This window comes from Paraburkholderia sp. RL17-383-BIF-A (assembly GCF_046028015.1).
GTDB lineage: Bacteria > Pseudomonadota > Gammaproteobacteria > Burkholderiales > Burkholderiaceae > Paraburkholderia.
The window spans coordinates 1-25,916 of the sequence record NZ_JARESR010000005.1 but is presented as its reverse complement, the minus strand read 5'-3'; the positions used below and the strand labels follow the sequence as shown (position 1 = coordinate 25,916).

Sequence of the window (25,916 nt, the reverse complement as noted above, 5' to 3'; positions counted from 1 at the left end):
CGGCGGTCGCCGGTGGCATCCCGATGAAGATTCAACTTCGATATTTTGCGAGCGTGCGTGAAGCGCTCGATCTGGCCGACGAAACCGTCGATCTGCCCGACGGCATTGCAACCGTGGGCGACGTGCGCGCCTGGCTGCGCGCGCGCGGCGGCATCTGGTCCGACACCCTGGCCGAGGGCCGCGCGCTGCGTATGGCTTGCAACCATGTCATGACCGGCGCCGGCACTCGCGTCACCGAGGGCTGCGAAGTCGCGTTTTTTCCGCCCGTTACCGGCGGCTGATCCGCCGCGCCGCTCCCAACTGCATAGGAGGCCCAGATGCCCGTTCGCGTCCAGACGGAAGACTTCGACCTCACCGCCGAGGTCGCCGGATTACGCGCGCGCAATCCGAAAATCGGCGCGGTCGCCTGCTTCGTCGGCACCGTGCGCGATCTGAACGACGGCAGCGCGATCGAGACGATGGAGCTCGAACACTATCCCGGCATGACGGAAAAATCGCTGGAGGCGATCATCGTCAGCGCGCGTGAGCGCTGGCCGGGCATCGAGGTGTTGGTCGTGCATCGGGTCGGCAAGCTGTATCCGCTCGACCAGATCGTGCTGGTGGCGACGACGGCCGCGCATCGCGGCGATGCCTTCGCATCCTGCGAATTCGTGATGGATTATCTGAAGACCCAGGCGCCGTTCTGGAAGAAAGAAAAGACCGAGGCTGGCGAGCGCTGGGTCGACGCCCGTGTCACCGACGACGCGGCGCTCGCCCGCTGGGGTATCGAATCGGGTAATCGTGCCGAGGACTAGGCGCGGGTGCGCGCCGGTGGAATCCGGGTGTCAGCGGGTCCGCGAGTCTGGGAACAGCAAGCGTTTTGACGCCGCTTACGCCGTTCGCAGGCGCTCCTGACGGTTCGGGCTTGGCCGATGCCTGCCGGCCCGCTGCACGGGTTTAAACGGCAGCCTCGCGCGCGTCTGCGTCATTCGTCCCGCGACCGGCCGACAATGCGCGTCGGAAACGGCTCGCCTGGCGGGCGCGCCGCGTGCGCTGCCTCGTCAACATCGTGGGGACGACGTTTGGGCGCAACGCGTTCCAGCAGCGCCTGTTGTTCCTCCGGGATCTTGTAATCCCAGCCGAAACGGCTCAACTGCAGACTCTGCGCGATGCGCAGCGCCGGCTCCATGAAGCGGACCGCGGCGGCGGGCTGATAACGCGACTGCGCCGTGTCCAGAAACAGATACAGCCAGCGGCTGAAGTGCTGCGGCTCGATGCCCTCGAGCGGCTGATGCGCCTGCTGCACGTTGCCGCGATATTGCTTCGCGCCCAGCACGAGGCTGCCCCAGAAGGTGCACATCTTGGGCAGGTGATCGTCCCAGCGGCCCGCGAGCGTCGCGTCGAAGACCGGACCCAGCAGCGCATCGGCGCGCACGCGATCGTAAAAGGCGTAGACCAGTTCGCGGATATTCGCCTCGGTGGGCTCGACAGCGCGTTCGACGACTGGCGCGGCGGGAAAAGACGGGTTCATGCAAAGTCCAAAAGGTGCGGTTCTCGATTGTGCGTCGCCACACGGCGCCGCACTGCGTCAGGAATGGCCTCAAACGGAGTCCAAACGAAAGGAAGTAGGCTGCGAATACCCCGCTTTTCGTAAGAATGCCCCACGCAGGAAACGTTACCATTACTGCCGAAACATACGCACCGCCTATCTGCGCAGAACAAGAAAATATGCGTAGCGCCTGCATCTTAGGGCGAAGCGACGGCCCACGGCAACCCTTGCATCGACGCGGTTATCCCCGGATCGCGGCTTGCGCTCATCGTGATACCTGCACCTATGAGACTGACCGACTATACGGATTACTCACTACGCGTTTTGCTATACCTCGCGGTTCGCGGCGAAGGGCTATCGACGATCCAGGATATTTCGGACGCGTACGGCATTTCCAAGAACCACTTGATGAAGGTCGTGCAGCAGCTGGGCGAACTCGGCTGGATCGAAACGGTGCGCGGGCGCAACGGCGGATTGCGGCTGACCGAGCAAACCAGCGCGCTGACGGTCGGCGAAATCGTGCGCGCGACCGAAAGCGACTTTGCGCTCGTCGGTTGTTTTCCAGACCAGCAAGGTGAGCGCCGCAGTTGCGTCATTTCACCGCAGTGCCGGTTGCGTGGCGCGCTCGAAGCGGCGCGTAATGCCTTTCTCTCCGAGCTGGACCGACATACCATTGGTGAGGTGGCGCAGCCGCATGGCCCGCTGTCCGCGCTGCTCGGCTTGAGCAGCGTGATTCCGGTCGTGCCGGTCGCGCCGGCCGGTGGTAATCCCGCGCCGATCGCCTGAAAACGGTGAGGCAGTTCTTTTGCGTCCAAACGTTAAATATTCGCTGTCTGATGCAAAAAAGCGCTTGAAACCTGGATAAAACGCCTCATTTTGGTGGTAATCGAAATTGGAGGTCTCTTGATGAGAATCGACAAACTTACCACTAAATTCCAGGAAGCCCTGGCGGATGCGCAGAGTCTGGCCGTCGGCCACGACAATCAATACATCGAACCGGTTCACGTCCTGTCGGCGCTCGTCGCGCAGCAGGATGGTTCGGCACGCTCGCTGCTCTCGCGTGCCGGCGTGCATGTGCAGGCGCTGCAAACGGCGCTCGCCGACGCGATCACGCGTCTGCCGCAAGTGCAGGGCACCGACGGCAACGTGCAGATCGGCCGCGAGCTGACCGGCTTGCTGAACCAGGCCGATAAGGAAGCGCAAAAACTCAACGACACGTTCATCGCGAGCGAGATGTTCCTGCTCGCCGTCGCGGACGACAAAGGCGAGGCCGGCCGTCTCGCGCGTCAGCACGGCTTGTCGCGCAAGTCGCTGGAAAGCGCGATTGCCGCCGTGCGCGGCGGCTCGCAGGTGCATAGCCAGGACGCCGAAAGCCAGCGTGAAGCGCTGAAGAAATACACCGTGGACCTGACCGAGCGCGCGCGGGCCGGCAAGCTCGACCCGGTGATCGGCCGTGACGACGAAATTCGTCGTTCGATCCAGATCCTGCAGCGTCGTACCAAGAACAACCCCGTGCTGATCGGCGAACCGGGCGTGGGTAAGACCGCGATCGTCGAAGGTCTGGCGCAGCGCATCGTCAACGGCGAAGTGCCGGAAACGCTCAAGGGCAAGCGCGTGCTGTCACTCGATATGGCGGCGTTGCTGGCCGGCGCCAAGTATCGCGGTGAGTTTGAAGAGCGTTTGAAGGCCGTGCTGAACGACATCGCGAAAGACGAAGGCCAGACCATTGTCTTCATCGACGAAATCCACACCATGGTCGGCGCGGGCAAGGCCGAAGGCGCGATGGACGCGGGCAACATGCTGAAGCCGGCGCTCTCGCGCGGCGAACTGCATTGCGTCGGCGCGACCACGCTCGACGAATACCGCAAGTACATCGAAAAGGATGCCGCGCTCGAACGCCGCTTCCAGAAGGTGCTGGTCGACGAGCCGACGGTGGAAGCCACCATCGCAATCCTGCGCGGTCTGCAGGAAAAGTACGAACTGCACCACGGCGTGGATATCACCGACCCGGCGATCGTCGCGGCGGCTGAACTGTCGCATCGTTACATCACGGATCGGTTCCTGCCGGACAAGGCCATCGACCTGATCGACGAAGCCGCTTCGAAGATCAAGATGGAAATCGACTCGAAGCCGGAAGAGATGGACCGGCTCGACCGTCGTTTGATCCAGTTGAAGATCGAGCGCGAAGCCGTCAAGAAGGAAAAAGACGAAGCGTCGCAAAAGCGCCTGCAACTGATCGAAGAGGAAATCGAGCGGCTGGATCGCGAATATTCGGACCTCGAAGAAATCTGGACGGCGGAAAAAGCCGCGGTGCAGGGCAGCGCTCAATTGAAGGAAGAGATCGAAAAAACCCGCGCGGAAATCACGCGCCTGCAACGCGAAGGCAAGCTGGAGAAGGTCGCCGAGTTGCAGTACGGCAAGCTGCCGGGTCTCGAAGCGCAGTTGAAGGAAGTGACGCAGGCCGAGGCGAAAGAGCAGAACAATCCGACGCGTCCGCGTTTGCTGCGCACGCAGGTCGGTGCGGAAGAAATCGCTGAAGTCGTGTCGCGTTCCACTGGCATTCCCGTGTCGCGCATGATGCAGGGCGAGCGTGAAAAGCTGCTGCAGATCGAAGAGAAACTGCACGCGCGCGTGGTCGGCCAGGACGAGGCGATCAGCGCGGTGGCCGACGCGATCCGCCGCTCGCGCGCGGGTCTGTCGGATCCGAACCGGCCGTATGGTTCGTTCCTGTTCCTCGGCCCGACCGGTGTGGGCAAGACCGAACTGTGCAAGGCGCTTGCGTCGTTCCTGTTCGATTCGGAAGATCATCTGATCCGTATCGATATGAGCGAATTCATGGAGAAGCACAGCGTCGCACGTTTGATCGGTGCGCCGCCGGGATACGTCGGCTACGAAGAGGGCGGCTATCTGACCGAAGCCGTGCGTCGCAAGCCGTATAGCGTGATCCTGCTCGACGAAATCGAGAAGGCGCATCCGGACGTGTTCAACGTGCTGCTGCAAGTGCTCGACGACGGCCGTATGACTGATGGACAGGGCCGTACCGTGGACTTCAAGAACACGGTGATCGTGATGACGTCGAACCTCGGTTCGCAGGTGATCCAGTCGATGGTCGGCGAGCCGCAGGAAGCGGTGAAGGACGCGGTCTGGGAAGAAGTGAAACTGCACTTCCGCCCCGAGTTCCTGAACCGGATCGACGACGTCGTGGTGTTCCATGCGCTCGACCGTTCGAACATCCAGTCGATCGCGCGGATCCAGTTGCAGCGTCTGCACGAGCGGCTTGCCAAGCTCGACATGCAACTGGTGGTGTCGGACGCGGCGCTCGAGCACGTGGGCAAGGTCGGCTACGATCCGCTGTTCGGTGCACGGCCGCTGAAGCGTGCCATCCAGCAGGAGATCGAAAACCCGGTCGCCAAGCTGATTCTGGCTGGCAAGTTCGGTCCGAAAGATGTGATTCCGGTCGAACTGGAAGACGGCAAATTGGTGTTCGAACGGGTCGTGCACTAAACGAGACGCGCTCTGTGAACGGCGGAGCGGCAGCGGTAGAGCTGCTCCCGTCGAAGTAAAAAACGGCAACGAAGTTACCTTCGTTGCCGTTTTTTTTGCCCGCTGCCGCACTTCGCTGGCGGCCTTGCTTGGCGTGGCGTGGCGCGGCCGCGCGCTTACGCCTGTGTGTTTAAGCAGCGGTTAAGCGTTGCCCTTGCCGAACAGCGCCGACAGGCCGCCGAGCGCGCCGAGCACAGTGGTGGCGTTCAGTTTGCCCTCGGCCGGCACTTCGCCTTCCGGCGTGGCCGCGTTGACGACGTGCGGCAGAATCTGCGACAGCAGGCCGGTGACCTGATCCGGCTGCACGCCGGCTTTTGCCGCGAGGTTGGTGACGGTCTCGGAGCCGAGCACGCTGTGCAGCGCATCGGCCGCGATCGGCTGGTTCTCGCCGTTGCTGACCCAGGAGGCAACCACGTCGCCGAGGCCTTTTTCCTTGAAACGGTCGATCAGGCCGTTCAGGCCGCCCGGCTGGTTATTCACGAATTCGAGTGCGGCAGCAACCAGCGCTTGCTGGCCACCGCCTTCGGGGGATTTGCCAACCAGGGAACCGAGTGTGTCGAGTAGGCTCATGACGGTCTCTCTTGAATGCCGACACGCGCTTGACGGGTCGGCGGGTGAAAACGCCGCGCGTTTGCGCGGCGCCGTGGAAGGAAGGCGGGAGGCGGCGGGACGGGCCGGTGGGTTCGTCGCACGAGATCACGCGCGAAGCACTCAGCCTGTTACGCCGCCGACGCTCAATCCTGTTTCGTACTCCGTCTCATGCGCGTCCGGTCCGCGAACTGTTCTGTTCAGGCACCACCCGAGGCCGCCGCAGCCGATGCGGCCTTGCTCTTCTTCGCTTTCTTCTTCGAGGCCTTGGCGTCGGAAGCGTCAGCCGGCGCCGCCGCGCTCGCGGTGGCCGGCGCGGAAGCCGCTGCCGCCTCGGCCTTGCTCTTCTTCTTCGACTTGGACGCCTTCGCACCCGAAGCGTCCGCTGGTGCGGCGGGCGTCGTGGTCGCGGCCGTGGCTGGCGCCGCGGTAGTGGCGGCCGGCGCTGCCTTGCTTGTGGCGGTGCTGCCCGCCTTGCTGGCGGGTTTGGCGCCGCTCGGCGGGGTGGACGAGCCGTTGATCGTCAGGCCGGCCGCTTCGAGGTTGGTCACCGATTTGGTGCCGATGCCTTTGACGCGCGTGGCGAGATCATCGGCGTCCTTGAACGGGCCGTTCTTGGTGCGTTCGTCGATGATCGCTTTCGCATGCACCGGGCCGATACCCTTGACCGATTCGAGCGCCGCCTGATCGGCGGAGTTCACTTCGACGGCCGCCGCAAAACCGGCCGACAGCGACAAAGCCAAAGCAAGGCAAAGCATTAAAAGCTTCTTCAGCATGGCAAGCACTCCATTGAGGGCAAAAAAGTTAGCCACTAAGGGACAACTCGAGACAACTCGTAACGACTGGGGACGACGCGTTGTGTAGCACGCGCTGCGCTTAAGCATAGAACAAATTGCGCGCCCTTATTTGCGAACGCGGACGATTTATACCGATCGATTGATGACAAGGAAATCAATGTGAACGAGATTTAAACCTTTTGCCTAGTGATTAGGCTCTGGTGAGTTTATCGATCAAATCCACACGCCATAAAAAAATGACAGCGCAGACAAATGACAGCATGCCGCGCTTGACTTAGAGTGCACTCGAAGTCCTAACCTGAGTTCCGTCATGTCGAATATCTCGAAAGCACTCACCATCGGGCAGGTCGCTGAAACGATCGGCGTCTCGACGCATACGCTGCGCTACTACGAACAGGCGGGCCTGATTCGCGCTGTCGGGCGCACGCAGGCGGGGCATCGCCTGTATTCGCCAGCCGATCTCGACTGGCTGCTGTTTGTGATGCGGCTCAAGGCGACCGGCATGCCGATAGCCGGCATGCAGGCGTTCGCGGCGCTGCGCGCGCAAGGTCAGCCGACGGTGGACGCGCGCCGTGACATGCTGGTGGCGCATCGGGATGCGGTTTTGGCGCGGATCGCCGAGTTGCAGGTCAATCTCGGCGCGATCGTCGACAAGATTGCGTACTACGAGGCGGCGGGGCGCGCATGCGCCGTGGATCGCTCGACACGACAGACCGGCGAAACCCACTCGCATTCACATTCGGAAGAGGACTCACCATGGACCACGCACACAACGACCGCTACACCCGAGGCTGGGACAAACTGAAGGAAATCGACGGCTCGGCCGGCGAGCAGGTGATCGCCGCGCTCGCGCCGATCGCGCCGGATTTCGGGCGTCTGCTGATCGAATTCGGCTTCGGCGATATTTACAGCCGCCCGCAACTCGATCTGCGCGCGCGAGAGATCGCGACGATTGCGTCGCTCGCCACGCTAGGCTGCGCGCAGCCGCAGTTGAAGGTGCATATCGAGGCGGCGTTGAACGTCGGCTGCACGCGCGAGGAGATAGTCGAGGTGTTCATGCAGATGGCGCTTTATGCGGGCTTTCCGGCGGCGCTGAATGCGCTGTTCGCCGCGCATGAGATTTTCGAGCGGCATGATCAGGCGGTGAATAACGCGCAATCTGTGAGGGCGGGGCAGGCGATGGAGGCAGACGCGCTCGCTGGTTGAAGTCGCGCCTGCGGGCGGCGATGCCAAGGGTAGGGCAGGCGGCTGCTTTGCGCAGCCGTTTTCTTGTGCTGACAACGCAACTAACAGTCAATTATTGATAACCCGCCCAACAGCGCGTTTGCGGTCGACCAGTGCGCTGCAGGTTCAGCAGCGAGAAGCCTCGCGATCTTACGGCCTGCGAGCGCCCTGTCATGCGGCCGAATCGACCCGAAGCGCCGCATCGGCATGCAAATGCCGTTTGCTCACGACCCGCCAGTAAATCAGCAAGCCAATGCCGGCAATCGCCAGGCTCAGCGTATTCGCCACCCAGAAGCCGCGCGCGCCAGTCAGCCATTCCGGCATTGTGCCGGTCACGTTGAAGCCGAGCGCATAGCCGCCACCGAGCCCGACGCCCCACAGCGCTACCGCGTAGATCACGGTCGGCACGACCGCCACTTTGTAGGCGCGCAGCACGAACGCGGTGGTGATCTGCAAAGCATCGAACACGTGATAGCACGCGACGATCAACACCAGCGGCAACGCCGCGGCCACGACCTGCGCATTCGGCGTATAGCCTTCGATGATATAAGGCCGCAGCGCCAGTACGATCGCGCCGTAACAGCAGGCGATCGCCACGGCCATCATGATGCCGTGACGCGACAGCGTGCGCGCCGCTTCCGGGCGATGAGCGCCGAGAGCCTGCGCGACCAGCGTCGACGAAGCAATGCCGATCGACAGTGGCGTCATGTACAGCACCGCGCCGATATTGCCGGCGATCTGGTGGCCGGCGAGCGTCGTCGTGCCGAAGCGCGCGATGAAGAGCGCCATGAACGTGTAAGAGGTGACTTCGATCAGGTACGACAGGCCCATCGGAATGCCTAGCCGCAGTTGCGCCGCCTGGCGCCGCCAGACCGGCCAGCAGAAGCGCGAGAAGATGGCGAACGGCGTGAATACATCGACGCGCGTCAGCAGGATCATTCCGAGCACGGCAAGCGCCCAGTTGATCAAGGTGCTGGCGAGCGCGCATCCGGGGCCGCCCAGCGCCGGGACGCCCAACCCGCCGAAGATGAACCACGTATTGAGCGGCACCTTGAGCAACAGCGCGCCGATTTGCAGGATCATCACGAGCCGCGGCTTGCCGACCGCATTGGTGACCGAACTGTAGACACGAAAAGCGAGACCGGCCGGCAAGCCGAAGGCCAGAATCCGCAGATAGGCGACCGTGCGGTCGTGCAACGCGTCGGGCACGCGCGCCAGTTGCAGCACCGGGCCGGGAAAAAACAGAATCAGGAAACCGATCACGGTCAGCGCCAGCGCGAGCCACAGAGCCTGGCGAACTTCCTCGCCGATTTCGCTGTAGCGGCGCGCGCCGTAGAGTTGCGCGGTAATCGGCTGCAGTGCGGTGAGAATACCCGTCAGGCCGATGTAGACGGAAATATAGATCGATGAACCGAGGCCGAGCGCGGCCAGATCGACTGCCGAGAAACGGCCGACCATCGCCGTGTCGATCACACCGAACGCGATAATCGCGAGTTGGCCGATCAGGACCGGCCATGCTAATGCGGCGATTTTCCGTACATCGGCGAGCATGCTCAGTTGGACTTCTTGTGCCAGTTACGGCGTTTGACGACTGGCGGCTTCGGACGGTCGATGCGCACGTACAGGCGGAAGCGCTCGTCGCGGTCGGCCACGCGGCGGCCTTCCCACACCAGCTTCCAGACGAAGTCGGACATCGCGCTCGGTTCGCCGTAGTCCTGCGTATCCTGGCGCAGGATCACGTCGCAGTCCTGGTCGAAGGAAAAATGCATATCGCCGAAGTAGGCAAAGGTCGCGATCTGCGCATTGCCGAGGCGCACCGGCGAAATGCAGGTGTAGTCGTCCGGCAGATGGGCGGAGATCTGTTCGGCAACGTCTTTATAGGTCCGGCTGTAGTTGACGACCGGCAGCCACAGCGTCATGAGCAGCACCCACATCAAGGTGGTGCCGGCGCTCGAGAGCACCACGCTGCGCCACAACACTTTCGGGTGACGGGCAAGACGCCATTGCACCAGCACGAACCAGCAGACTGTCACGGCGACCGCGCACACAAACGACAGAATCTTGAACTGCGGCGCGAAGCCCGGCGCGAGACGCGCGAGGTTGCGCGCGAGCGGATGCGGAAAACCGGTCAGTCCCGCGATATAAACCAGCCACACGAAGCTGCCGAGAATCGTGAAGCTCAGGAGGGCGAACCAGTCGATCGCGTTGATCGCACCGCGCTTGAGTGTGGGCAGCGCGAACGCGGCCAGCACGGCGAGCGGCGGCAGCAGCAGCATGTAAAGCCGGTTCGACTGGTGGCTTTGCAGAACGACCAGCACGAACAGCGGCCCGATCACCGAAAGCGGAATCGCCACATGCGGCGCGCGGCGCAGTCCGGACCAGCTGAACCACGCCCAGAGTGCCAGCGGCCACGCCGGCCACGTGAAGAGCGGCAGGTTTTTCAGCGCGTAGCCGGCGACCGAGCCCGGCGGCCCGGCGAACGAACTCAGGCTGACGTGCACCCACTGATTGAGATACCAGACGGCGTCGTCGGGGAAGGTGGCGAGCGCGGCGACCGGCCATGCCGCCGACAGCACGAGCGCCACCGGCAGGCCCGCCAGCAGCAGCCAGCGCGAGCGCGTTTCGCGCACGATCAGGGTCATCGCCAGCGTGCCGAGCAGCAGCGCGCCGACCAGCACCGGGCTGCTGGCCAGGGTGACGAACGCGATGGCGAGACCCCAGATCAGCGCGCCTTGAATCGGCTTGTCGATCATGCGCACGAGCCCGTACACGAGCATCGCGATGCCGCAGAACTGCGCGAGCTGCGGCGTGGTTTCATGGCCGCGCTCGGCGAGACCGAAGCAGGCGAGCAGAATCAGCAGTGCGCCGTCGGCGAGGGTGCGGCCGTAGTCGCGCGGTTCTGGCTCGCCGCCGAATGCGTATTTGAATGGCTGAACTTCGGCGCGCCGGCCGAGCAGGTAAGCCGCATACCAGACAAACGCGCAGCCCGCGCAAAACAGCAGGCCGGTAAAGACGCGCGAGGCGTTGCTCGCATCGACCCACGGCGCAAGCACGCGGATCGCACTGGCGCCGAACCAGTAGCCGAGCGGGCCGTCTTCAGTGAGATATTTGCCGACCAGATTCGGCAGAAGCCAGTCGTGCGCGCTGCCGTTCGCCATGGTCCACATGACGCCGAAGCCGGCTGCATCCTCGTTCTTCCACGGATCGCGGCCGAACAGTCCGAACGATGCGTAGACGATACAGATGGTCAGCAGCAGCCAGCGCGGCAACGCACTGGTCGCTGAGGCAGTGAGGCGAACGGCAGGTCTCATGCGGTGTGTGGATATCGGATAAGCGGTGCAGCCGGGACCGGACGGCATGTCCGGCTGGAATGGCCAATTTGGAGCATCCGGCATTGTAGTCGTGCCGTGCGATGCGCGTCACGGCCGGTAACGGCTCGCAACGTGATTCGACGAGCGGTAACACGGGTTCGGCAGTGCGCCGCGCTCGCTTCCTGCCATTGACGATAGATCGGCAAGGCGACAAAAAAGGGCAGCTCGCGCTGCCCTTTTTGCTCCTGCTTCGCTGCTCGCCCGACCGGCTGAATTGGCCGAGCCGGCTGAACTGGCGAGGAGGCGGGTATTACTTCGCTGCGACCTTGCCGGTAGCGCGCGAGCCAAACTTGTTGCGGAACTTCTCGACGCGGCCTGCCGTGTCCATGATCTTTTGCTGACCGGTGTAGAACGGATGCGATTCCGACGACACTTCGATCTTGGCGAGCGGGTAGGTCTTGCCTTCGAATTCGGCGGTTTCACGCGTCTGGATGGTCGAGCGCGTCACAAACTTGAAGTCGTTCGACACGTCGATGAACAGAACTTCGCGGTAATCCGGGTGAATGCCTTCTTTCATGGTCTTTCCTTTAATCTGGCGGTAGCCAACCCGCGTGCGACCGTCTTTGAACGGACCGCATCTAGGCGCGAGCCACTTGCCTATGGTCGAAAAACGGCGATTATGCCAGAAAATCAGTCGCTTGACGACTTTTGTGCCAGCCTTTTGCGAGCCGTGTGCGCTGATTTCGCGGCGTTCCTGCCGGATCGCGGCCGTGGAGCGCTACGGCGGCCGGGCCTTGTCTGGCGGGCGTTGCGGGTCAGCCGGTAGGGAACGTCACGCCGACTCGCGCGGGATCTTGCCGGTAGTAGCGCGCCAGCAGCCGGTAAAGCTCCGGATATTCGGCTTCGAACGCTTGCGGTTTGACAAACAGCGCCTCGCTGCAAACGGCAAAAAATTCCGATGGATGGTCCGCCGCATACGGATCGATCAGCGAATCGCGCTCGAATCTCGCCCAGCGACGCTCCGGCACCGCGTCGACTTTTGCGCAGAAGTGGTCGTACGCATGGTCGAATACGTCGGCCCACGCCTGCGCATCGAGCGGCGCGTGCCAGCGGCGCATCAGCGGCGGGTGGCCGTCCGCCTCGCCGTTCAGCATGTCGATCTTGTGCGCGAATTCGTGGATCACGACGTTGTAGGCGTCCGTGCCGTCCGTCATCTGCGCGTCTTCCCATGACAACACCACGGGGCCGCCTTCCCACGCTTCGCCGCTCGCGTCCTGCTCGACCTCGTGCACTACGCCATCTTCGTCCTCGACGGTCTTGCGGATCACGAATTCGCCCGGATAGACGATCACACCGACCCAGCCGCGATACAGATCGAGGCTCAGATTCAGTACCGGCAGGCACGCCTGGGCGGCGATCGCCACGGTCATTGCGTCGGTGAGCTCAAGTTCGTGCGCGGTCGAAAATTCCTTTTGCGCAAGGAACAGGCTCGTCAGCTCACGCAAACGCACGAGGTCTGGCGCATCGAGATGCGCGAGAAACGGCAGGCCGTCGAGCGTGGCTTGCCAGAGCGAGTCGTCGATCGCGTAGTCGCGCAACGCGCGCTCGCGCCGGCGTGTGCCGAGCCAGTGAGTGAGTTTCGAGAGCATGGCCTGATGCAACCTTTAGTCGATCTGTTTTTGCCACGCGGCGAAAATGCCGCCGCATATCGCCACGCCGGCGAGGAAATAGAAGCCGTCCAGCGAGGCGAGAAAGCTGGCCTGTTGCGCGACCGTACGGCTGATTTCCACGATGGCCAGCGAGTGCGCTTCGGACGGCGAGCGGCCGGCGGCGGCCAGGCCTCTCGTGAGCGCGGCTAGCGAGTTCTGGAATAGCGGATTGTACGGATTCACGAACTCCGCGAGGCGGGTTTCATGCAGCGCCTGCCGATGCTGCTCGACGATGATCATGGAAGCGGTCGCGAACGAGATCGTCACCTGCCGCACGATGTTTTTCAACCGGTAGCCGTGCGTGAATTCTTCAATGGCGAAAATTCGGAAAGTCAGATTAGCCACCGGCAGCACGATGAACAACAGCAGCAGGCCGCGCAACAACAGCGGGACGATCAACGCCGCTTCGCCGACGCCGGGCGACATGCGCGTCATCCACGCCGCGGCGAACGCGGCCACCGCGAAACCCGGCACGATGATCCACTTCTTGCGCGGCAGCAGTTTCGCATAGCGCAGATAGACGAACAGGGCGCTCGCCGAAATCAGCGATGTCACGCCGACCAGTTGCCCGGTGTTTTCGACTGGATAGCCAAGACCGCCTTCGAGAAAGCGCGAGATCAGAAAGCCGAACACGGTCGAGATGTAGTAGTAGAACATGTAGAGCACGAGCCCGGCCTGGAACACCTTCTCGCGCAGTGCATGGAGGCGCACGAGCGGCGCCGGATGGTGCCACTGATGATAGGCGAACCAGCCCAACGCGACGATCCCGGCGACGGTCAGCAGGATCAGCCCGGGTGAGGCGCTGAACAACTGGAAGCGCACCTGCTGCATCACGATCTGCAGGGCGCCTTGTGCGAACGCGAAGATGAGGTACGGCCAGAAATGCGCGGCGCCGCGTTCTTCGGGCAGGCGGTTGCCGGAGTCGGGCAGCGCGAGCAAGGCCAGAACGGCGAACAGCAAGCCCACGGGCGCCGTGCACGCGAACAGCGCGCGCCAGCCGAAATGCGCGATCAACTGGCCGCCGATCAGCGGCGCGAGCGCACTGCTCAGGACGATCAGCACGAGGAACGCGCGGGTGGCTGCGGGCCGCTGCTGCGGCTTGAAACTCATCTGGATCAGGATGCGGCAGGTGCCCATCATCGGGCCGATGAAATAGCCCTGCATGCCGCGCGCGAACGCCAGTTCGATCGACGATTCGCACAGCGCCGCTGCCACCGCGCCGGCGCAATAGAACAGCATGCAGCCGGTCACGTAGCGCCGGTAGCCGAAACGCTCAACCCACCATTGCTGCTGCAAAATGCCCAGCACCGCCGCGACCGCATAGGCGCTCGACGCCCAGACGAGTTCGTCGGGCGATGCATTGACGCCGCCGGCGATATAGCTGGTGAAGAACGAGAAGATCGAGTTGTCGAAATAGTCGAGGCCGGTGACGACGGCCAGCACCCAGGGGAAGAAATCGCCGCGCAGTTTCTCGACACTGAACAGCGGTGTCCGGCACGACGTCGTACTCATGAGGATTTGCCCGGCGAGGAGTCGCCCGGCGTGGAGTCGTCTGGCGAGGATTCGCCCGCCGTGGATTGGCCCGGGGTCTTGCCGCGCTTTGCGTGCGACGTGCCGCTTGCCTTGGCGCGTGCGTTGCGGCGCTGCTCGAGCAATGCGTCGGCATTCTCGCCGGCGAGGCGCCGCCGGAGATAGTCGAGGTCGGGGCTCAGTTCGGCGCGCAGCTTCTGCGCTTCCTTCAGTTCGCGCCGCATGCTTTCGATGCGCGCGTCGAGCGCTTTAACCTGTTGGGCGATGGCGTCGTGAATCTGCTGCAGCGATTCGGTCGAGTAGCGGTGGCGACCGTCGACGGGTTCGAGCGGTTGCTTGAGCATCTCGGTAATGCCGTGCAGCGAGAAACCGAGCGAGCGCAAACGCAGAATGCGGCCGAAGCGCTTAAGGTCTTCCTCGTCGTAGAGCCGGTAGCGGCCCTCGCTGCGCGTGGGCGAGACGAGGCCGCGTTCCTCGTAGTATTTCAGCGTACGCGGTGTGACGCCGAGGCGTTCGGCGGCGTCTCGCACGGTCAGCAGAGTGGGTGAGTCCTTCGACATGGCTTGCGGTGAATAAGATGGACTGCCGGCATTGTACTTCAACGTGTACGTTCACGTACATGTTGGCCGGCTCGGCGGGGTTGATGGCCGAGAGCCGGTTGGGTGAGTGTGCCGCGCCGGACCGGCGAAAGGCGGACGAAAAAAAACCGCTCGTTTGCGGCGAGCGGCTTTTGATGCGATGCAGATGATGCGGCTAGTGCGGCTAAATCACCCCAAGGCTTTAGCTGCCACCACCACGGCGCATCATGTCGAAGAACTCGGAGTTGCTCTTCGTCTGACGGATTTTGTCGAGCAGGAATTCCATCGACTCGACTTCGTCCATGTCGTGAATGAACTTGCGCAGCACCCAGATCTTTTGCAGCACTTCCGGCTTGATCAGCAGTTCTTCGCGGCGCGTGCCGGACTTGTTCAGGTTGATCGACGGATAAACGCGCTTTTCAGCAAGGCGACGTTCCAGGTGCACTTCCATGTTGCCGGTGCCCTTGAATTCTTCGTAAATCACGTCGTCCATGCGGCTGCCGGTTTCGATCAGCGCCGTGCCGATGATGGTCAGCGAGCCGCCTTCTTCGATATTGCGCGCGGCGCCGAAGAAGCGCTTCGGACGTTGCAGCGCGTTGGCGTCGACACCGCCCGTCAGCACCTTGCCCGAGGCCGGCACGACGGTGTTGTAAGCGCGCGCGAGACGCGTGATCGAGTCCAGCAGAATCACCACGTCGTTCTTCATTTCGACGAGGCGCTTGGCTTTTTCGATCACCATTTCGGCGACTTGAACGTGACGGGCAGCCGGTTCGTCGAACGTGGAGGCGATCACTTCGCCCGCCACCGAACGCTGCATTTCGGTCACTTCTTCCGGGCGTTCGTCGATCAGCAGCACGAACAGCACGACATCCGGATGGTTCTGCTTGATCGCGTGAGCGATGTGCTGAAGCATCACGGTCTTACCCGACTTCGGCGATGCGACCAGCAGGCCGCGCTGGCCTTTACCGATCGGCGCGATCATATCGATGATGCGGCCCGTGACGTTTTCCTCGCCACGCATTTCACGTTCGAGCAGCAGCACCTTGTTCGGGTGCAGCGGCGTCAGGTTTTCGAACATGATCTTGTGCTTCGAGGCTTCCGGCGGCTGGCCGTTGACCTTGTCCACCTTCACCAGCGCGAAATAGCGTTCGCCGTCTTTCGGCGTGCGTACTTCGCCTTCGATCGTGTCACCCGTATGCAGGTTGAAGCGGCGGATTTGCGACGGGCTGATGTAAATATCATCCGTGCTGGCGAGGTACGAGGTTTCCGGCGAACGCAGGAAGCCGAAGCCGTCCGGCAGCACTTCGAGCGTGCCGTCGCCGAAGATCGTGTCGCCCGTTTTGGCTCGTTTTTTTAGAATTGCGAACATCAATTCCTGCTTGCGCAGGCGGTTCGCACTTTCGATCTCGAGGCCATTGGCCATCTCGATCAATTCGGACACGTGCAGAGTCTTAAGCTCGGATAAATGCATACGGAGAACCCGCAGGAGAAGGTGCGACGAAATGAAATCTGGGAGGAGAGTGAGCGGAACCGCTCAAGGACTTACACGTCTTTTCGACGTTTTGCGGATTCTAGCATAGCACACGCCAATTTCCGTCAGTGCGACGGCATGGCATCTTTCTTGTTGAGCGTGTTGCCGGCTGACAACACGCTCAACGCGACTCGCCCGCGGGCCTCAGAGGCCCCCGAGCGTGCCGATGCGCCGCATTTACAGGTTGCCGTCGAGGAACGCGGTGAGTTGCGATTTCGACAATGCGCCGACTTTCTGTGCGGCAACAGCGCCGTTCTTGAAGAGGATCAGCGTAGGAATGCCGCGCACGCCGAACTTGACCGGCGTCGATTGGTGCTCGTCGACGTTGATCTTGGCGATTTGCAGGCGATCGGCGTAATCCTTCGCGACTTCGTCGAGGATCGGCGCGATCATCTTGCACGGGCCGCACCATTCAGCCCAGAAATCGAGCAGCACGGGTTTATCGGATTTCACGACGTCCTGTTCGAACGATGCGTCGCTAATATGCTTGATTTGTTCGCTCATTGTATGAATACCTCTATCGGTTCGAGGCCCGCCTGAATTGCTCGCCACGATACGTCTAAACCTAAGGAAACTTCCGTTCGCTTTGCCGCAATCGAAGCCTTGCCGACACACGCCGGAAAAGGTGAGCACGGTGAACACCTGTTACGGAATATGCAGAAGGCTCGCTCTCGCGGGTCATCCGTATGGCAGTTTAGCTTAATTCGCTATGCGTTGCCGGGGGCGATAGTACTCATCAGGGGCAGCGGGGCCAACGGCTGCCGATGAAGTGCCACCGTGTTTCATCAACCATGACGCCACCTATGTGGTGGCCCGGCCGCCAAACTCAAGTGGCATTGTCGGCGCCGGCCTCGACCTGCGCCCGCCGTTGTCTATATATGGTGCGAAGGTTGCGATTCAGCGCGCCATTCGCACTTTGGTCGTATTAACAGTCGCGCGACGGGCCAAGCGGTGATAGAATGTTTCGTGACGGGCCTCCTCGCATGGAGGTGCGGTCAACCTGGTCAGGTCGGGAACGAAGCAGCCACAGCCGTTTTCCACCAGTGCCGAGGGTCAGGCTCGTCACCCTTCCTTTTTGTTTTTCGTTGTTCTCTAGTTGTTCGTTCTGCGCGGGTTCTGCCGCAAAACTTTCCATCTCCTGTTTTACCCTGAGTGCCGACGCATGCCGCCATGCTGAGTGGTGATTCTTCGCGCACCTCGTCTATTTTTTTCTATCGGTTCATTAGGCAGTTTCAATCAAGTGGCAGCATGCGTTCGTGCGCTGTCGCGAATCGGTTTTGGGCGGCATTGTTACTGATACAATTTCCGGATGACCTATCAAGTTCTCGCACGCAAATGGCGGCCGAAGGATTTCGCTTCGCTCGTCGGACAGGAGCACGTGGTGCGCGCGCTCACGCACGCGCTCGACGGCGGCCGTCTGCACCATGCCTATCTGTTTACCGGCACGCGCGGCGTCGGCAAAACCACGCTGTCGCGCATCTTCGCCAAGGCGCTGAATTGCGAAACCGGCGTGACCTCCACGCCGTGCGGCGTGTGCCGTGCGTGCCGTGAGATCGACGAGGGCCGCTTTGTCGATTATGTGGAGATGGACGCGGCGAGTAATCGCGGCGTCGACGAAATGGCGGCGCTGCTGGAGCGCGCCGTGTATGCGCCGGTGGATGCGCGCTTCAAGGTCTACATGATCGACGAAGTGCACATGCTCACCAATCACGCCTTCAACGCGATGCTGAAGACGCTGGAAGAGCCGCCCGCGCACGTCAAGTTCATTCTCGCCACCACGGACCCGCAAAAGATTCCGGTCACGGTGCTGTCGCGCTGTCTGCAATTCAATCTGAAGCAGATGCCCGCCGGCCATATCGTCTCGCATCTCGAGCACATTCTCGGCGAAGAGAAGGTGCCGTACGACGCCCAGGCGCTGCGCCTGCTCGCGCGCGCGGCCGACGGCTCGATGCGCGACGCGCTCTCGCTGACCGATCAGGCGATTGCCTATTCGGCCAATCAGGTGAATGAAGAAGCGGTGCGCGGCATGCTCGGCGCGCTCGATCAGAGTTACCTGATTCGTCTGCTCGACGCGCTTGCCGATGGCGATGGCGCCGCGGTCCTCGCGGTGGCCGACGAGATGGCGTTGCGCAGCCTGTCGTTTTCGACGGCGTTGCAGGATCTGGCGAGTCTGCTGCATCGGGTCGCGTGGGCGCAGTTCGCTCCGTCGTCGGTGCTGGACGAGTGGCCCGAGGCGAGCGATTTGCGCCGCTTCGCTGAAGCGCTCAGCGCCGAACAGGTGCAGTTGTTCTATCAGATCGCGACGATCGGCAGGAGCGAACTGGGTCTCGCTCCCGACGAATACGCCGGCTTCACCATGACGCTGTTGCGCATGCTGGCGTTCGAACCGGCGCCTACGGGCGGCGGCGGTGGGGCGGTGGGTGGCTCGCGCGCGGCTGGCCAGGCAGGGTCGGGTGGGGCGAGGCGCACCGGTGCGCCGGCAGTGGCCGCTGAACGCGGCGCGTCGGGTTCGCCGGCGGTCACGGCTTCGAGCGCCGTACCGGGAGCTTCGCGGGAGGCGCAATTGAACGTTGCCGCGCCCGTTCGTGAAACACAGTTTCGCGACGCTGCGCTGGCTGACAAGGGCGCTGAGGTTCACGCATCGGTCGAATCCGCAACGCGTGCTGCGGAGCACGCCAATAATCCAGTTGAAGCGCGGGCGGCAGTTGGTGGGATTCAAGCGGCGCCAGCCAATTCCGTTCAGGGCACGTCAGCAGTGCAATCGCCTGCCGCGGAACCGGCAGTCATTGCCGAGTCGGCGGCGGGTGTTGACGAATCGAATTCGGCGCCGACGTCAGTGACTGCCCGAGCACCCGCGTTGGCGCCGTGGGACGACGCGCCCGCCAATCCGGTAGCGAATGGCGTTTCCGCGGGCACTGATCTCAGCGATCCGGCTTCGAATGAAGTCTCCGCAAGCGCGGGATTCAACGGTGCGGCTTCGAACGATTTTTCCGCAGATGCGGGCCTTAACGAACCAGCTTCGAATGAAGTCTCCGCGACCGCAGCGCTCGATGACGCAGCACCCGCGTCTTCACTAAGCGCACCGGCAGCCGCCGCGCTTGCGCGCAGTGAGCAAGCTGCCGCAGCGGCGCCGTCGCAAGAGCCGCCGCCCGCAGCCGACTCCGCGCCACGTCGCGCAGGTGGCGCGAGCGCCGCTCTCGACGTCTTGCGCAGCGCCGGTTTGAAGGTGTCCTCGGATCGTGGCCGAGCCTCTGCCGCCTCTGCCGCGAAGCCCGCCGCGCCGGCCACGCCGAAACCGGCCGCACCGCGCGTGGTCGTTCCCGTGCCGACGCCGGGCACGCCGCGCCGTGCGCCGCAGCAGGACGCCGCGCCTGCAGCGCCTGCGGCTCGGCCGTCAGCGTCCGCGTCACCGGCCCAGCGTAGTGGCGCCGAGCAGAACGGCTCGTCGGTGCCGCCGTGGGACGATATGCCGCCTGACGAATACATGCCGCTCACGGCTGCGGACGAAGGCTATTACGGCCTGCCGGACGACGGTTACATGCCGGTGTTCGACAGCGGCCCGGACGACGTCCGCGTGAGTGCCGCGCCCACGCCGGCGCCGGTTGTCGATCAACGTCCGCTGCCGCCCGCCGTGCCGCTCGATGCGCTGGGCTTCAAGGGTGACTGGCCGGCGCTCGCCGTCGACCTGCCGCTCAAGGGCATTTCGTATCAGCTTGCGTTCAACAGCGAACTGATGGCGCTCGAAGGCAACACGCTCAAACTGAACGTGCCTGTGCCGCAGTATGCCGAAGCCTCGCAGGTCGCCAAACTGAAAACCGCGCTCGCCGACAGGCTCGGCCAGACTGTCGACGTGCTGGTCGAAGTCGGTCCGGCGCGCCGCACGGCCGCCGCGCATGACGCCGCCCAGCGCGCGCAGCGTCAGCAGGAAGCGGAGCGCGAGATCAGTGCCGATCCGTTCGTGCAGTCGCTGATCCGCGAGTTCGGCGCGAGCATCGTGCCCGGCTCGATCCGCCCGATTACTCCGGACGCCGGCTCGAACGGCGCGCCGTCGGTCCACTGATTCGCCGCGCGATACGTCATTACGCGCCCGATTTCCGAATTTCACGCTATCAAGAAGGAGCATGTCCATGATGAAAGGCCAACTCGCCGGGCTGATGAAGCAAGCCCAGCAGATGCAGGAAAACATGAAGAAGATGCAGGAGCAACTCGCGCTGATCGAAGTCGAGGGGCAGTCGGGCGCCGGTCTCGTGAAGGTGACGATGACCTGCAAGAACGACGTGCGCCGCGTGTCGATCGACCCGAGCCTGCTCGCCGACGACAAGGACATGCTGGAAGACCTCGTCGCCGCTGCATTCAACGACGCCGTGCGCAAGGCCGAAGCCACCGCCCAGGAAAAGATGGGCGGCATGACCTCGGGCCTGCCGCTGCCGCCGGGCTTCAAGCTGCCGTTCTGACCGACGCCGCCGCAAGGCGGTGTCCGCGCTGCGGCTGCTATTGCCGCGGCGTGAACCGCGCCACAAAGCGCGAGCGGTGCGTGCTGTCGGTGCTGTAGCGGCTGCCAGCGCCGCTCGCACTGCGCGCGTGCCGGTTTGATCCAACTGGCCGTGGCCTGGCCGAGATGCACCTCGCGCGCACCGGTTCGGGCCGTCGTCGGAATGATTGAAGCCGATCGAATTACCTGTATCGCCACCCGTATAGCCGGGCACTACTCACTTCGACGCCGATCCGCATGAAACAACCCTCCGCCTTGTCGGCGCTCGTCGAAGCGCTGCGCGCGCTGCCCGGTGTCGGGCCGAAGTCCGCGCAACGCATGGCGTACCATCTGATGCAGCACGACCGCGACGGCGCCGAAAAACTCGGCCGCTCGCTGCTGTTCGCCACCGAGCATCTGCAGCACTGCGAGAAGTGCAACACCTTCACCGAAGCGCAGATCTGCGAGGTCTGTCTCGACGAGGAGCGCGATCCCACGTTGTTGTGCGTCGTCGAGACACCCGCCGATCAGATCATGCTCGAGCAGACCATGACTTATCGCGGGCTCTATTTCGTGCTGATGGGACGCCTGAGTCCGCTCGACGGCATCGGTCCGAAGGAGATTCATTTCGACCGGCTCGTCAAACGCGCTTCCGATGGCGTCGTCAAGGAAGTCGTGCTCGCAACCAATTTCACTAACGAAGGCGAGGCGACCGCGCATTACCTCGGGCAGACGCTCAAGGCGCGCGGACTCGCCGTCACGCGTCTCGCACGCGGCGTGCCGGTGGGCGGCGAACTCGAGTATGTCGACGCCGGCACGATTGCCCGCGCAATGCTCGACCGCCGCTCGATGTAGCCCGAGGCATCGGCGGGAACGCAACGCGGCGCGCGCCAGGACCAGAACCAAGGAGACACATGAGCGTCACCCCTGAATCAAACGCGAGCGCCGCGCCTCAGAACAAAACCGGCCCGCTCGCCGGCGTCAAGGTGCTGGAACTGGGCACGCTGATCGCCGGTCCGTTCGCCGCGCGCTTTCTCGGCGAATTCGGCGCCGACGTCATCAAGATCGAAGATCCCAAGGGCGGCGACCCGCTGCGCAAATGGCGCAAACTCTATCCGGAAGTTGGCGGCACGTCGCTCTGGTGGGCCGTGCAGGCGCGCAACAAGAAATCCGTCACGATCAATCTGAAGGCCGAAGAGGGCAAGGAGATCGTGCGGCGCCTCGCGAAGGAAGCGGATATCGTCGTCGAAAATTTCCGGCCGGGCTTGCTGGAGAAACTCGGTCTCGGCTACGACGTGCTGTCCGCGGAAAACCCCGGACTCGTCATGGTGCGCCTGTCCGGATACGGCCAGACCGGTCCGTATCGCGACCGGCCTGGCTTCGGCGCAATCGCCGAATCGATGGGCGGCTTGCGTCATATCACCGGCTATCCGGATTTGCCGCCGCCGCGTATCGGCATTTCGATCGGCGATTCGATTGCCGCGCTGCACGGCGTGATCGGTGCGCTGATGGCGCTGCATCACAAGCAGGTGAACGGCGGCAAGGGGCAGGTGGTCGATGTCGCGCTCTACGAGGCCGTCTTCAACATGATGGAGAGCGTGGTGCCCGAATACGGCGTGTACGGCATGGTGCGCGAGCGCACCGGCGCGTCGCTGCCGGGTATCGTGCCGTCCAATACGTATCCGTGCCGCGACGGCAGCATCGTGATCGGCGGCAATAGCGATCCGATCTTCAAGCGCCTGATGATCGCAATCGACCGCGAGGATCTCGCCAACGACCCGGCGCTCGCGCACAACGACGGCCGCGTGCCGCGCACCCAGGAAATCGACGGTGCGATCGCCGCGTGGCTTGCCACGCGCACCATCGACGAAGCCCTCGCCGTGCTGAATGCGGCCGACGTACCGGTGGGCCGCATCTACAGCGTGGCGGACATGTTCACCGATCCGCAGTTCATGGCGCGCCAGATGATCCAGCGCTTCAAGTGGCAGGACGGCCAGGAAATCACGCTGCCGTCGGTCACGCCCAAGCTCTCGGCAACGCCCGGCGAGACGCGCTGGCTGGGCCCGGAACTGGGTGAACATACCGATGAAGTCCTGCAGTCGCTAGGTTATGATTCTGACCACATTGCAAGGTTGCACGCGCAACAAATAGTTTGAGTGTGCACGCCGCGGCAAACAATAAAGCCGAAACAACGGACAACAAAAGTTTGGAGACTCGAGACCATGCAACGGAGAAGCTTTCTCGCCGGTACGGCCGCGCTCGCGGGCGCCTCGCTCGCCGCCACACCGCTCGCTTTCGCGCAGGGCAAACCTGAAACCACCAAGGTGGCGATCGCGGTCGGCGGCAAGAACCTGTTTTACTACTTGCCGCTCACCATCGCCGAGCGTCGCAACTACTTCAAGGACGAAGGGCTCGAGGTCGAGATTTCCGACTTCGCCGGCGGCTCGCAGGCGTTGAAGGCGGCGGTTGGCGGCAGCGCGGACGTGGTGTCCGGCGCGTTCGAGCACACCTTGCTGCTGCAGGCGCAAAAACAGATGTTCCGCGAATTCGTCCTGCAGGGACGCGCGCCGCAGATCGTGCTGGCGGTCTCGAAGAAGACCATGCCGAACTACAAATCGATTGCCGATCTGAAGGGCAAGAAAATCGGCGTGACCGCGCCGGGTTCGTCGACCTCGATCATGGCGAGCTTTGTGTTGGCGAAAGCCGGGCTGACCGCGAAAGACGTCGCCTTCATCGGCGTGGGCGCGGGCGCCGGCGCGATCGCCGCGTTGCAGTCGGGGCAGATCGACGCTCTCGCCAATCTCGACCCGGTGATGACCAAGCTCGAACGCACCGGCGAGATTCGCGTCGTGTCGGATACGCGTACGCTCGCCGATACGCGCAGCGTGTTCGGCGGCGACATGCCGGCGGGTTGCCTGTATGCGTCGCAAAGCTTCATCACGAAGAATCCCAATACCACGCAGGCGCTGACCAACGCGATGGTGCGCGCGCTCAAGTGGCTGCAAACGGCGACCGGCAGCGAATTGATCAACACGGTGCCGGAAGGCTATCTGCTCGGCGACCGCGCGGTGTATCTGGACGCGTGGCAGCACGTGAAGGAAGCCATGTCGCCCGACGGCCTGATGCCGGCGGACGGCCCCGCGACCTCGCTGAAGACATTGCAGGCGTTCGACCCGAACGTCCAGGGCAAGCCGATCGATCTGTCGAAGACGTGGACCAACGACTTCGTCAAGAAAGCGCTGAGCACCGTCAAGGCGTGAGCCGGGTGAGGGCGAGCGGGCCGCGAGGCGGCGGCCACCACCTTCGCCGCGCTCGCCGCGGGCCCGTTTGCCATGACGCGATCACACACCGAATCCGATCTTCGAAGCGAGCTGAACGATGACAGTTGCCGCACTGGCGCTCGACAACATCACCTGCACGTTCGCTGCGCGCGACAATCGCGCGCAGCGCTACACCGCGGTGAAGGACACTACCTTGCGCATCGCGCCGGGCGAATTCGTCTCGGTGGTCGGCCCGACCGGCTGCGGTAAATCCACGCTGCTCAATGTCGGGGCGGGTCTGCTGGGGCCGTCGTCGGGCACGGTCAGCGTGTTCGGCGAGCCGCTTCAGGGCATCAACCGGCGCGCTGGTTATATGTTCCAGGCCGACGCGCTGATGCCGTGGCGCTCGGCCATCGACAACGTCATGGCCGGCCTCGCTTTTCATGGCGTGCCGCCCGCTGAAGCACGCGTGAAAGCCGACGAGTGGTTAAAACGCGTCGGCCTCGGCGGTTTCGGCGATCGTTATCCGCATCAACTATCGGGCGGCATGCGCAAGCGCGTCGCGATGGCGCAGACGCTGATTCTCGATCCCGACATCATCCTGATGGACGAGCCGTTTTCCGCGCTCGATATCCAGACGCGTCAGTTGATGGAAAACGAGTTGCTCGACCTGTGGGCGGCCAAACGCAAAGCGGTGTTGTTCATCACGCACGATCTCGACGAAGCGATCTCCATGTCCGACCGCGTGGTGGTGCTGTCCGCGGGGCCGGGCACGCATCCGATCGGCGAATTCACGATCGATCTGCCGCGTCCGCGTGATGTGGCGGAAATCCGCGCGCATCCGCGCTTCGTCGAATTGCATGCGCAGATCTGGAGCGTGCTGCGCGATGAGGTGCTCAAGGGCTATCAACAGCAACTCACGGCTGTTTAGGCGCGTCACGTCATTGCGTCACGTATTGGCGTCATGGGTTGGCGTCCCTGGTTAGTGTCCATTAATCGTCGAAGGCAAACCGAGTCATGTGGAAGACGTTGCGCCCGAACCGGGCGAATCTGGTGATCTGGCAATGGCTGCTGCTCGTGCTGTGCTTCGTGCTCTGGTACGTGCTGACCAGTCCCACGCTGTTGCCGGCGTTCTATTTCGACGACCCGAACAAAGCGGCGTTCTTCTTCGGCGAGCCGCAGAAGGTGTTGCAGCGGATCTGGGAATGGTTCACGGGCGGCGAGATCTATCTGCACCTGTGGATCACGCTGGTCGAAACCGTGCTCGCGTTTACGCTCGGCACCGCGCTCGGACTCGGCGTAGGCCTGTGGCTCGCGTTGTCGCCGCTCGCGAGCGCGCTATTCGATCCGTATATCAAAGCCGCCAACTCGATGCCGCGCGTGATTCTTGCGCCGATCTTCGGTGTGTGGTTTGGCCTCGGTATCTGGTCCAAGGTGGCGCTCGGCGTCACGCTGGTGTTTTTTATCGTGTTCTTCAACGTCTATCAGGGCGTGAAGGAAGTCAGTCCGGTCGTGCTCGCCAACGCGCGCATGCTCGGCGCGAACCGCAAGCAGTTGCTGCGCTTCGTCTACTTGCCGAGTGCGATGAGCTGGGTGTTTTCCAGCTTGCATACTTCAGTGGGGCTGGCGTTCGTCGGCTCGGTGGTGGGGGAGTATCTCGGCTCGGCGCGCGGCGTCGGTTATCTGATTTTGCAGGCGGAAGGCACGTTCGATATCAATACCGTGTTTGCCGGGATCCTCGTGCTGACCGCGTTCGCGCTGATTCTGGATGCCATCGTCGGTATGGGCGAGCGTCGCTTGATGAAGTGGCAGCCCAAGACGGGCGATACGGAAAAGCTGTAGCTCC

At 63.1% G+C, this 25,916-nt stretch carries 23 protein-coding genes, 1 other RNA gene and 1 pseudogene; 14 read left to right on the top strand and 11 right to left on the bottom strand.

Translation table 11 applies throughout. The annotated features are described in order from the left end of the window. Positions 1-23: 23 nt before the first annotated feature. Together moaD and P0D71_RS07470 are read left to right on the top strand one after the other, a co-directional pair. A complete protein-coding gene (moaD, locus tag P0D71_RS07475) occupies positions 24-281 on the top strand; it encodes a molybdopterin converting factor subunit 1 (RefSeq protein ID WP_091794541.1) in 258 nt (85 codons plus the stop codon). A gap of 36 nt (positions 282-317) precedes the next feature. Continuing rightward, entirely contained in the window at positions 318-794 is a 477-nt protein-coding gene (locus tag P0D71_RS07470) for a molybdenum cofactor biosynthesis protein MoaE (RefSeq protein ID WP_408343381.1), read from the top strand. A 170-nt stretch (positions 795-964) separates the two neighbouring features. Here the strand turns inward: P0D71_RS07470 and P0D71_RS07465 are convergent, their stop codons facing one another. Further along, positions 965-1,510, bottom strand: coding sequence for a group III truncated hemoglobin (locus tag P0D71_RS07465; RefSeq protein WP_408479577.1), 546 nt, complete (start codon positions 1,508-1,510; stop codon positions 965-967). A 303-nt stretch (positions 1,511-1,813) separates the two neighbouring features. Here P0D71_RS07465 and P0D71_RS07460 point away from each other — a divergent pair, with 303 nt between their 5' ends. Next, positions 1,814-2,314 (top strand): Rrf2 family transcriptional regulator, encoded by a 501-nt coding sequence (locus P0D71_RS07460; RefSeq protein ID WP_091794535.1) that lies wholly within the window; start codon positions 1,814-1,816, stop codon positions 2,312-2,314. A 120-nt stretch (positions 2,315-2,434) separates the two neighbouring features. After that, positions 2,435-5,032, top strand: a complete 2,598-nt coding sequence (gene clpB, locus P0D71_RS07455) for an ATP-dependent chaperone ClpB (protein ID WP_408343386.1) — start codon at positions 2,435-2,437, stop codon at positions 5,030-5,032. A 180-nt stretch (positions 5,033-5,212) separates the two neighbouring features. Here the strand turns inward: clpB and P0D71_RS07450 are convergent. Continuing rightward, positions 5,213-5,665, bottom strand: a pseudogene (locus tag P0D71_RS07450) (YidB family protein); the annotation flags it as partial. A 194-nt stretch (positions 5,666-5,859) separates the two neighbouring features. Continuing rightward, positions 5,860-6,435, bottom strand: coding sequence for a ComEA family DNA-binding protein (locus tag P0D71_RS07445; RefSeq protein WP_408479576.1), 576 nt, complete (start codon positions 6,433-6,435; stop codon positions 5,860-5,862). 331 nt (positions 6,436-6,766) lie between these two features. Between P0D71_RS07445 and P0D71_RS07440 the strand changes: the two genes are divergently transcribed. Together P0D71_RS07440 and P0D71_RS07435 are read left to right on the top strand one after the other, a co-directional pair. Continuing rightward, positions 6,767-7,261: a MerR family transcriptional regulator gene (locus P0D71_RS07440; protein ID WP_408479575.1), complete on the top strand. Its 495-nt coding sequence runs from the start codon at positions 6,767-6,769 to the stop codon at positions 7,259-7,261. Then, entirely contained in the window at positions 7,213-7,662 is a 450-nt protein-coding gene (locus tag P0D71_RS07435) for a carboxymuconolactone decarboxylase family protein (RefSeq protein WP_408479574.1), read from the top strand. The genes P0D71_RS07440 and P0D71_RS07435 overlap by 49 nt, the downstream gene beginning before the upstream one ends. Before the next feature lie 189 nt (positions 7,663-7,851). On the opposite strand, the gene P0D71_RS07430 is transcribed toward P0D71_RS07435, so the two are convergent. The 8 genes from P0D71_RS07430 to trxA all read right to left on the bottom strand — a co-directional run bounded on the left by P0D71_RS07430 (position 7,852) and on the right by trxA (position 16,843). After that, positions 7,852-9,231, bottom strand: a complete 1,380-nt coding sequence (locus tag P0D71_RS07430) for an MATE family efflux transporter (RefSeq protein WP_091794523.1) — start codon at positions 9,229-9,231, stop codon at positions 7,852-7,854. Between the two features lie 2 nt (positions 9,232-9,233). Beyond that, a complete protein-coding gene (locus P0D71_RS07425) occupies positions 9,234-10,991 on the bottom strand; it encodes an ArnT family glycosyltransferase (RefSeq protein ID WP_091794520.1) in 1,758 nt (585 codons plus the stop codon). Between the two features lie 310 nt (positions 10,992-11,301). Next, entirely contained in the window at positions 11,302-11,568 is a 267-nt protein-coding gene (locus tag P0D71_RS07420; RefSeq protein WP_007182076.1) for a type B 50S ribosomal protein L31, read from the bottom strand. 238 nt (positions 11,569-11,806) lie between these two features. Then, positions 11,807-12,640 (bottom strand): M90 family metallopeptidase, encoded by an 834-nt coding sequence (locus P0D71_RS07415; protein WP_408479573.1) that lies wholly within the window; start codon positions 12,638-12,640, stop codon positions 11,807-11,809. 15 nt (positions 12,641-12,655) lie between these two features. Further along, entirely contained in the window at positions 12,656-14,212 is a 1,557-nt protein-coding gene (locus P0D71_RS07410) for an MFS transporter (RefSeq protein ID WP_408479572.1), read from the bottom strand. Beyond that, positions 14,209-14,790 (bottom strand): MerR family transcriptional regulator, encoded by a 582-nt coding sequence (locus P0D71_RS07405; RefSeq protein ID WP_408479571.1) that lies wholly within the window; start codon positions 14,788-14,790, stop codon positions 14,209-14,211. The genes P0D71_RS07410 and P0D71_RS07405 overlap by 4 nt, the downstream gene beginning before the upstream one ends. Positions 14,791-15,010: 220 nt before the next feature. Beyond that, positions 15,011-16,279: a transcription termination factor Rho gene (gene rho, locus P0D71_RS07400; RefSeq protein WP_006048863.1), complete on the bottom strand. Its 1,269-nt coding sequence runs from the start codon at positions 16,277-16,279 to the stop codon at positions 15,011-15,013. A gap of 237 nt (positions 16,280-16,516) precedes the next feature. After that, positions 16,517-16,843, bottom strand: coding sequence for a thioredoxin TrxA (gene trxA / locus P0D71_RS07395; RefSeq protein ID WP_006048864.1), 327 nt, complete (start codon positions 16,841-16,843; stop codon positions 16,517-16,519). Positions 16,844-17,307: 464 nt separating this feature from the next. Between trxA and ffs the strand changes: the two genes are divergently transcribed. From ffs to P0D71_RS07355, 8 genes are all read left to right on the top strand, one after another. Beyond that, an RNA gene (gene ffs / locus P0D71_RS07390) (signal recognition particle sRNA small type) lies at positions 17,308-17,406 on the top strand. 242 nt (positions 17,407-17,648) lie between these two features. Further along, positions 17,649-20,399 (top strand): DNA polymerase III subunit gamma/tau, encoded by a 2,751-nt coding sequence (locus tag P0D71_RS07385; protein WP_408479570.1) that lies wholly within the window; start codon positions 17,649-17,651, stop codon positions 20,397-20,399. Positions 20,400-20,466: 67 nt separating this feature from the next. After that, on the top strand, positions 20,467-20,793 hold the full coding sequence (locus tag P0D71_RS07380) for a YbaB/EbfC family nucleoid-associated protein (protein WP_007182071.1): 327 nt from the start codon (positions 20,467-20,469) through the stop codon (positions 20,791-20,793). A gap of 275 nt (positions 20,794-21,068) precedes the next feature. Next, entirely contained in the window at positions 21,069-21,665 is a 597-nt protein-coding gene (gene recR, locus P0D71_RS07375; protein ID WP_408343407.1) for a recombination mediator RecR, read from the top strand. A gap of 59 nt (positions 21,666-21,724) precedes the next feature. After that, positions 21,725-22,966 carry a CaiB/BaiF CoA transferase family protein gene (locus P0D71_RS07370; RefSeq protein ID WP_091794505.1) on the top strand — a complete coding sequence of 414 codons (1,242 nt, stop codon included), beginning with the start codon at positions 21,725-21,727 and terminating at the stop codon, positions 22,964-22,966. A gap of 66 nt (positions 22,967-23,032) precedes the next feature. Then, on the top strand, positions 23,033-24,070 hold the full coding sequence (locus tag P0D71_RS07365; protein WP_091794503.1) for an ABC transporter substrate-binding protein: 1,038 nt from the start codon (positions 23,033-23,035) through the stop codon (positions 24,068-24,070). 118 nt (positions 24,071-24,188) lie between these two features. Then, positions 24,189-25,001: an ABC transporter ATP-binding protein gene (locus P0D71_RS07360; protein WP_091794501.1), complete on the top strand. Its 813-nt coding sequence runs from the start codon at positions 24,189-24,191 to the stop codon at positions 24,999-25,001. A gap of 86 nt (positions 25,002-25,087) precedes the next feature. Next, a complete protein-coding gene (locus P0D71_RS07355; protein WP_007182066.1) occupies positions 25,088-25,912 on the top strand; it encodes an ABC transporter permease in 825 nt (274 codons plus the stop codon). The last annotated feature ends 4 nt before the right edge of the window (positions 25,913-25,916 follow it).

Coding starts and splice junctions, on each gene's coding strand:
- moaD (WP_091794541.1), top strand. CDS start 24: ATGAAGATTCAACTTCGATATTTTGCGAGCGTGCGTGAAGCGCTCGAT.
- P0D71_RS07470 (WP_408343381.1), top strand. CDS start 318: ATGCCCGTTCGCGTCCAGACGGAAGACTTCGACCTCACCGCCGAGGTC.
- P0D71_RS07465 (WP_408479577.1), bottom strand. CDS start 1,510: ATGAACCCGTCTTTTCCCGCCGCGCCAGTCGTCGAACGCGCTGTCGAG.
- P0D71_RS07460 (WP_091794535.1), top strand. CDS start 1,814: ATGAGACTGACCGACTATACGGATTACTCACTACGCGTTTTGCTATAC.
- clpB (WP_408343386.1), top strand. CDS start 2,435: ATGAGAATCGACAAACTTACCACTAAATTCCAGGAAGCCCTGGCGGAT.
- P0D71_RS07445 (WP_408479576.1), bottom strand. CDS start 6,435: ATGCTGAAGAAGCTTTTAATGCTTTGCCTTGCTTTGGCTTTGTCGCTG.
- P0D71_RS07440 (WP_408479575.1), top strand. CDS start 6,767: ATGTCGAATATCTCGAAAGCACTCACCATCGGGCAGGTCGCTGAAACG.
- P0D71_RS07435 (WP_408479574.1), top strand. CDS start 7,213: ATGGACCACGCACACAACGACCGCTACACCCGAGGCTGGGACAAACTG.
- P0D71_RS07430 (WP_091794523.1), bottom strand. CDS start 9,231: ATGCTCGCCGATGTACGGAAAATCGCCGCATTAGCATGGCCGGTCCTG.
- P0D71_RS07425 (WP_091794520.1), bottom strand. CDS start 10,991: ATGAGACCTGCCGTTCGCCTCACTGCCTCAGCGACCAGTGCGTTGCCG.
- P0D71_RS07420 (WP_007182076.1), bottom strand. CDS start 11,568: ATGAAAGAAGGCATTCACCCGGATTACCGCGAAGTTCTGTTCATCGAC.
- P0D71_RS07415 (WP_408479573.1), bottom strand. CDS start 12,640: ATGCTCTCGAAACTCACTCACTGGCTCGGCACACGCCGGCGCGAGCGC.
- P0D71_RS07410 (WP_408479572.1), bottom strand. CDS start 14,212: ATGAGTACGACGTCGTGCCGGACACCGCTGTTCAGTGTCGAGAAACTG.
- P0D71_RS07405 (WP_408479571.1), bottom strand. CDS start 14,790: ATGTCGAAGGACTCACCCACTCTGCTGACCGTGCGAGACGCCGCCGAA.
- rho (WP_006048863.1), bottom strand. CDS start 16,279: ATGCATTTATCCGAGCTTAAGACTCTGCACGTGTCCGAATTGATCGAG.
- trxA (WP_006048864.1), bottom strand. CDS start 16,843: ATGAGCGAACAAATCAAGCATATTAGCGACGCATCGTTCGAACAGGAC.
- P0D71_RS07385 (WP_408479570.1), top strand. CDS start 17,649: ATGACCTATCAAGTTCTCGCACGCAAATGGCGGCCGAAGGATTTCGCT.
- P0D71_RS07380 (WP_007182071.1), top strand. CDS start 20,467: ATGATGAAAGGCCAACTCGCCGGGCTGATGAAGCAAGCCCAGCAGATG.
- recR (WP_408343407.1), top strand. CDS start 21,069: ATGAAACAACCCTCCGCCTTGTCGGCGCTCGTCGAAGCGCTGCGCGCG.
- P0D71_RS07370 (WP_091794505.1), top strand. CDS start 21,725: ATGAGCGTCACCCCTGAATCAAACGCGAGCGCCGCGCCTCAGAACAAA.
- P0D71_RS07365 (WP_091794503.1), top strand. CDS start 23,033: ATGCAACGGAGAAGCTTTCTCGCCGGTACGGCCGCGCTCGCGGGCGCC.
- P0D71_RS07360 (WP_091794501.1), top strand. CDS start 24,189: ATGACAGTTGCCGCACTGGCGCTCGACAACATCACCTGCACGTTCGCT.
- P0D71_RS07355 (WP_007182066.1), top strand. CDS start 25,088: ATGTGGAAGACGTTGCGCCCGAACCGGGCGAATCTGGTGATCTGGCAA.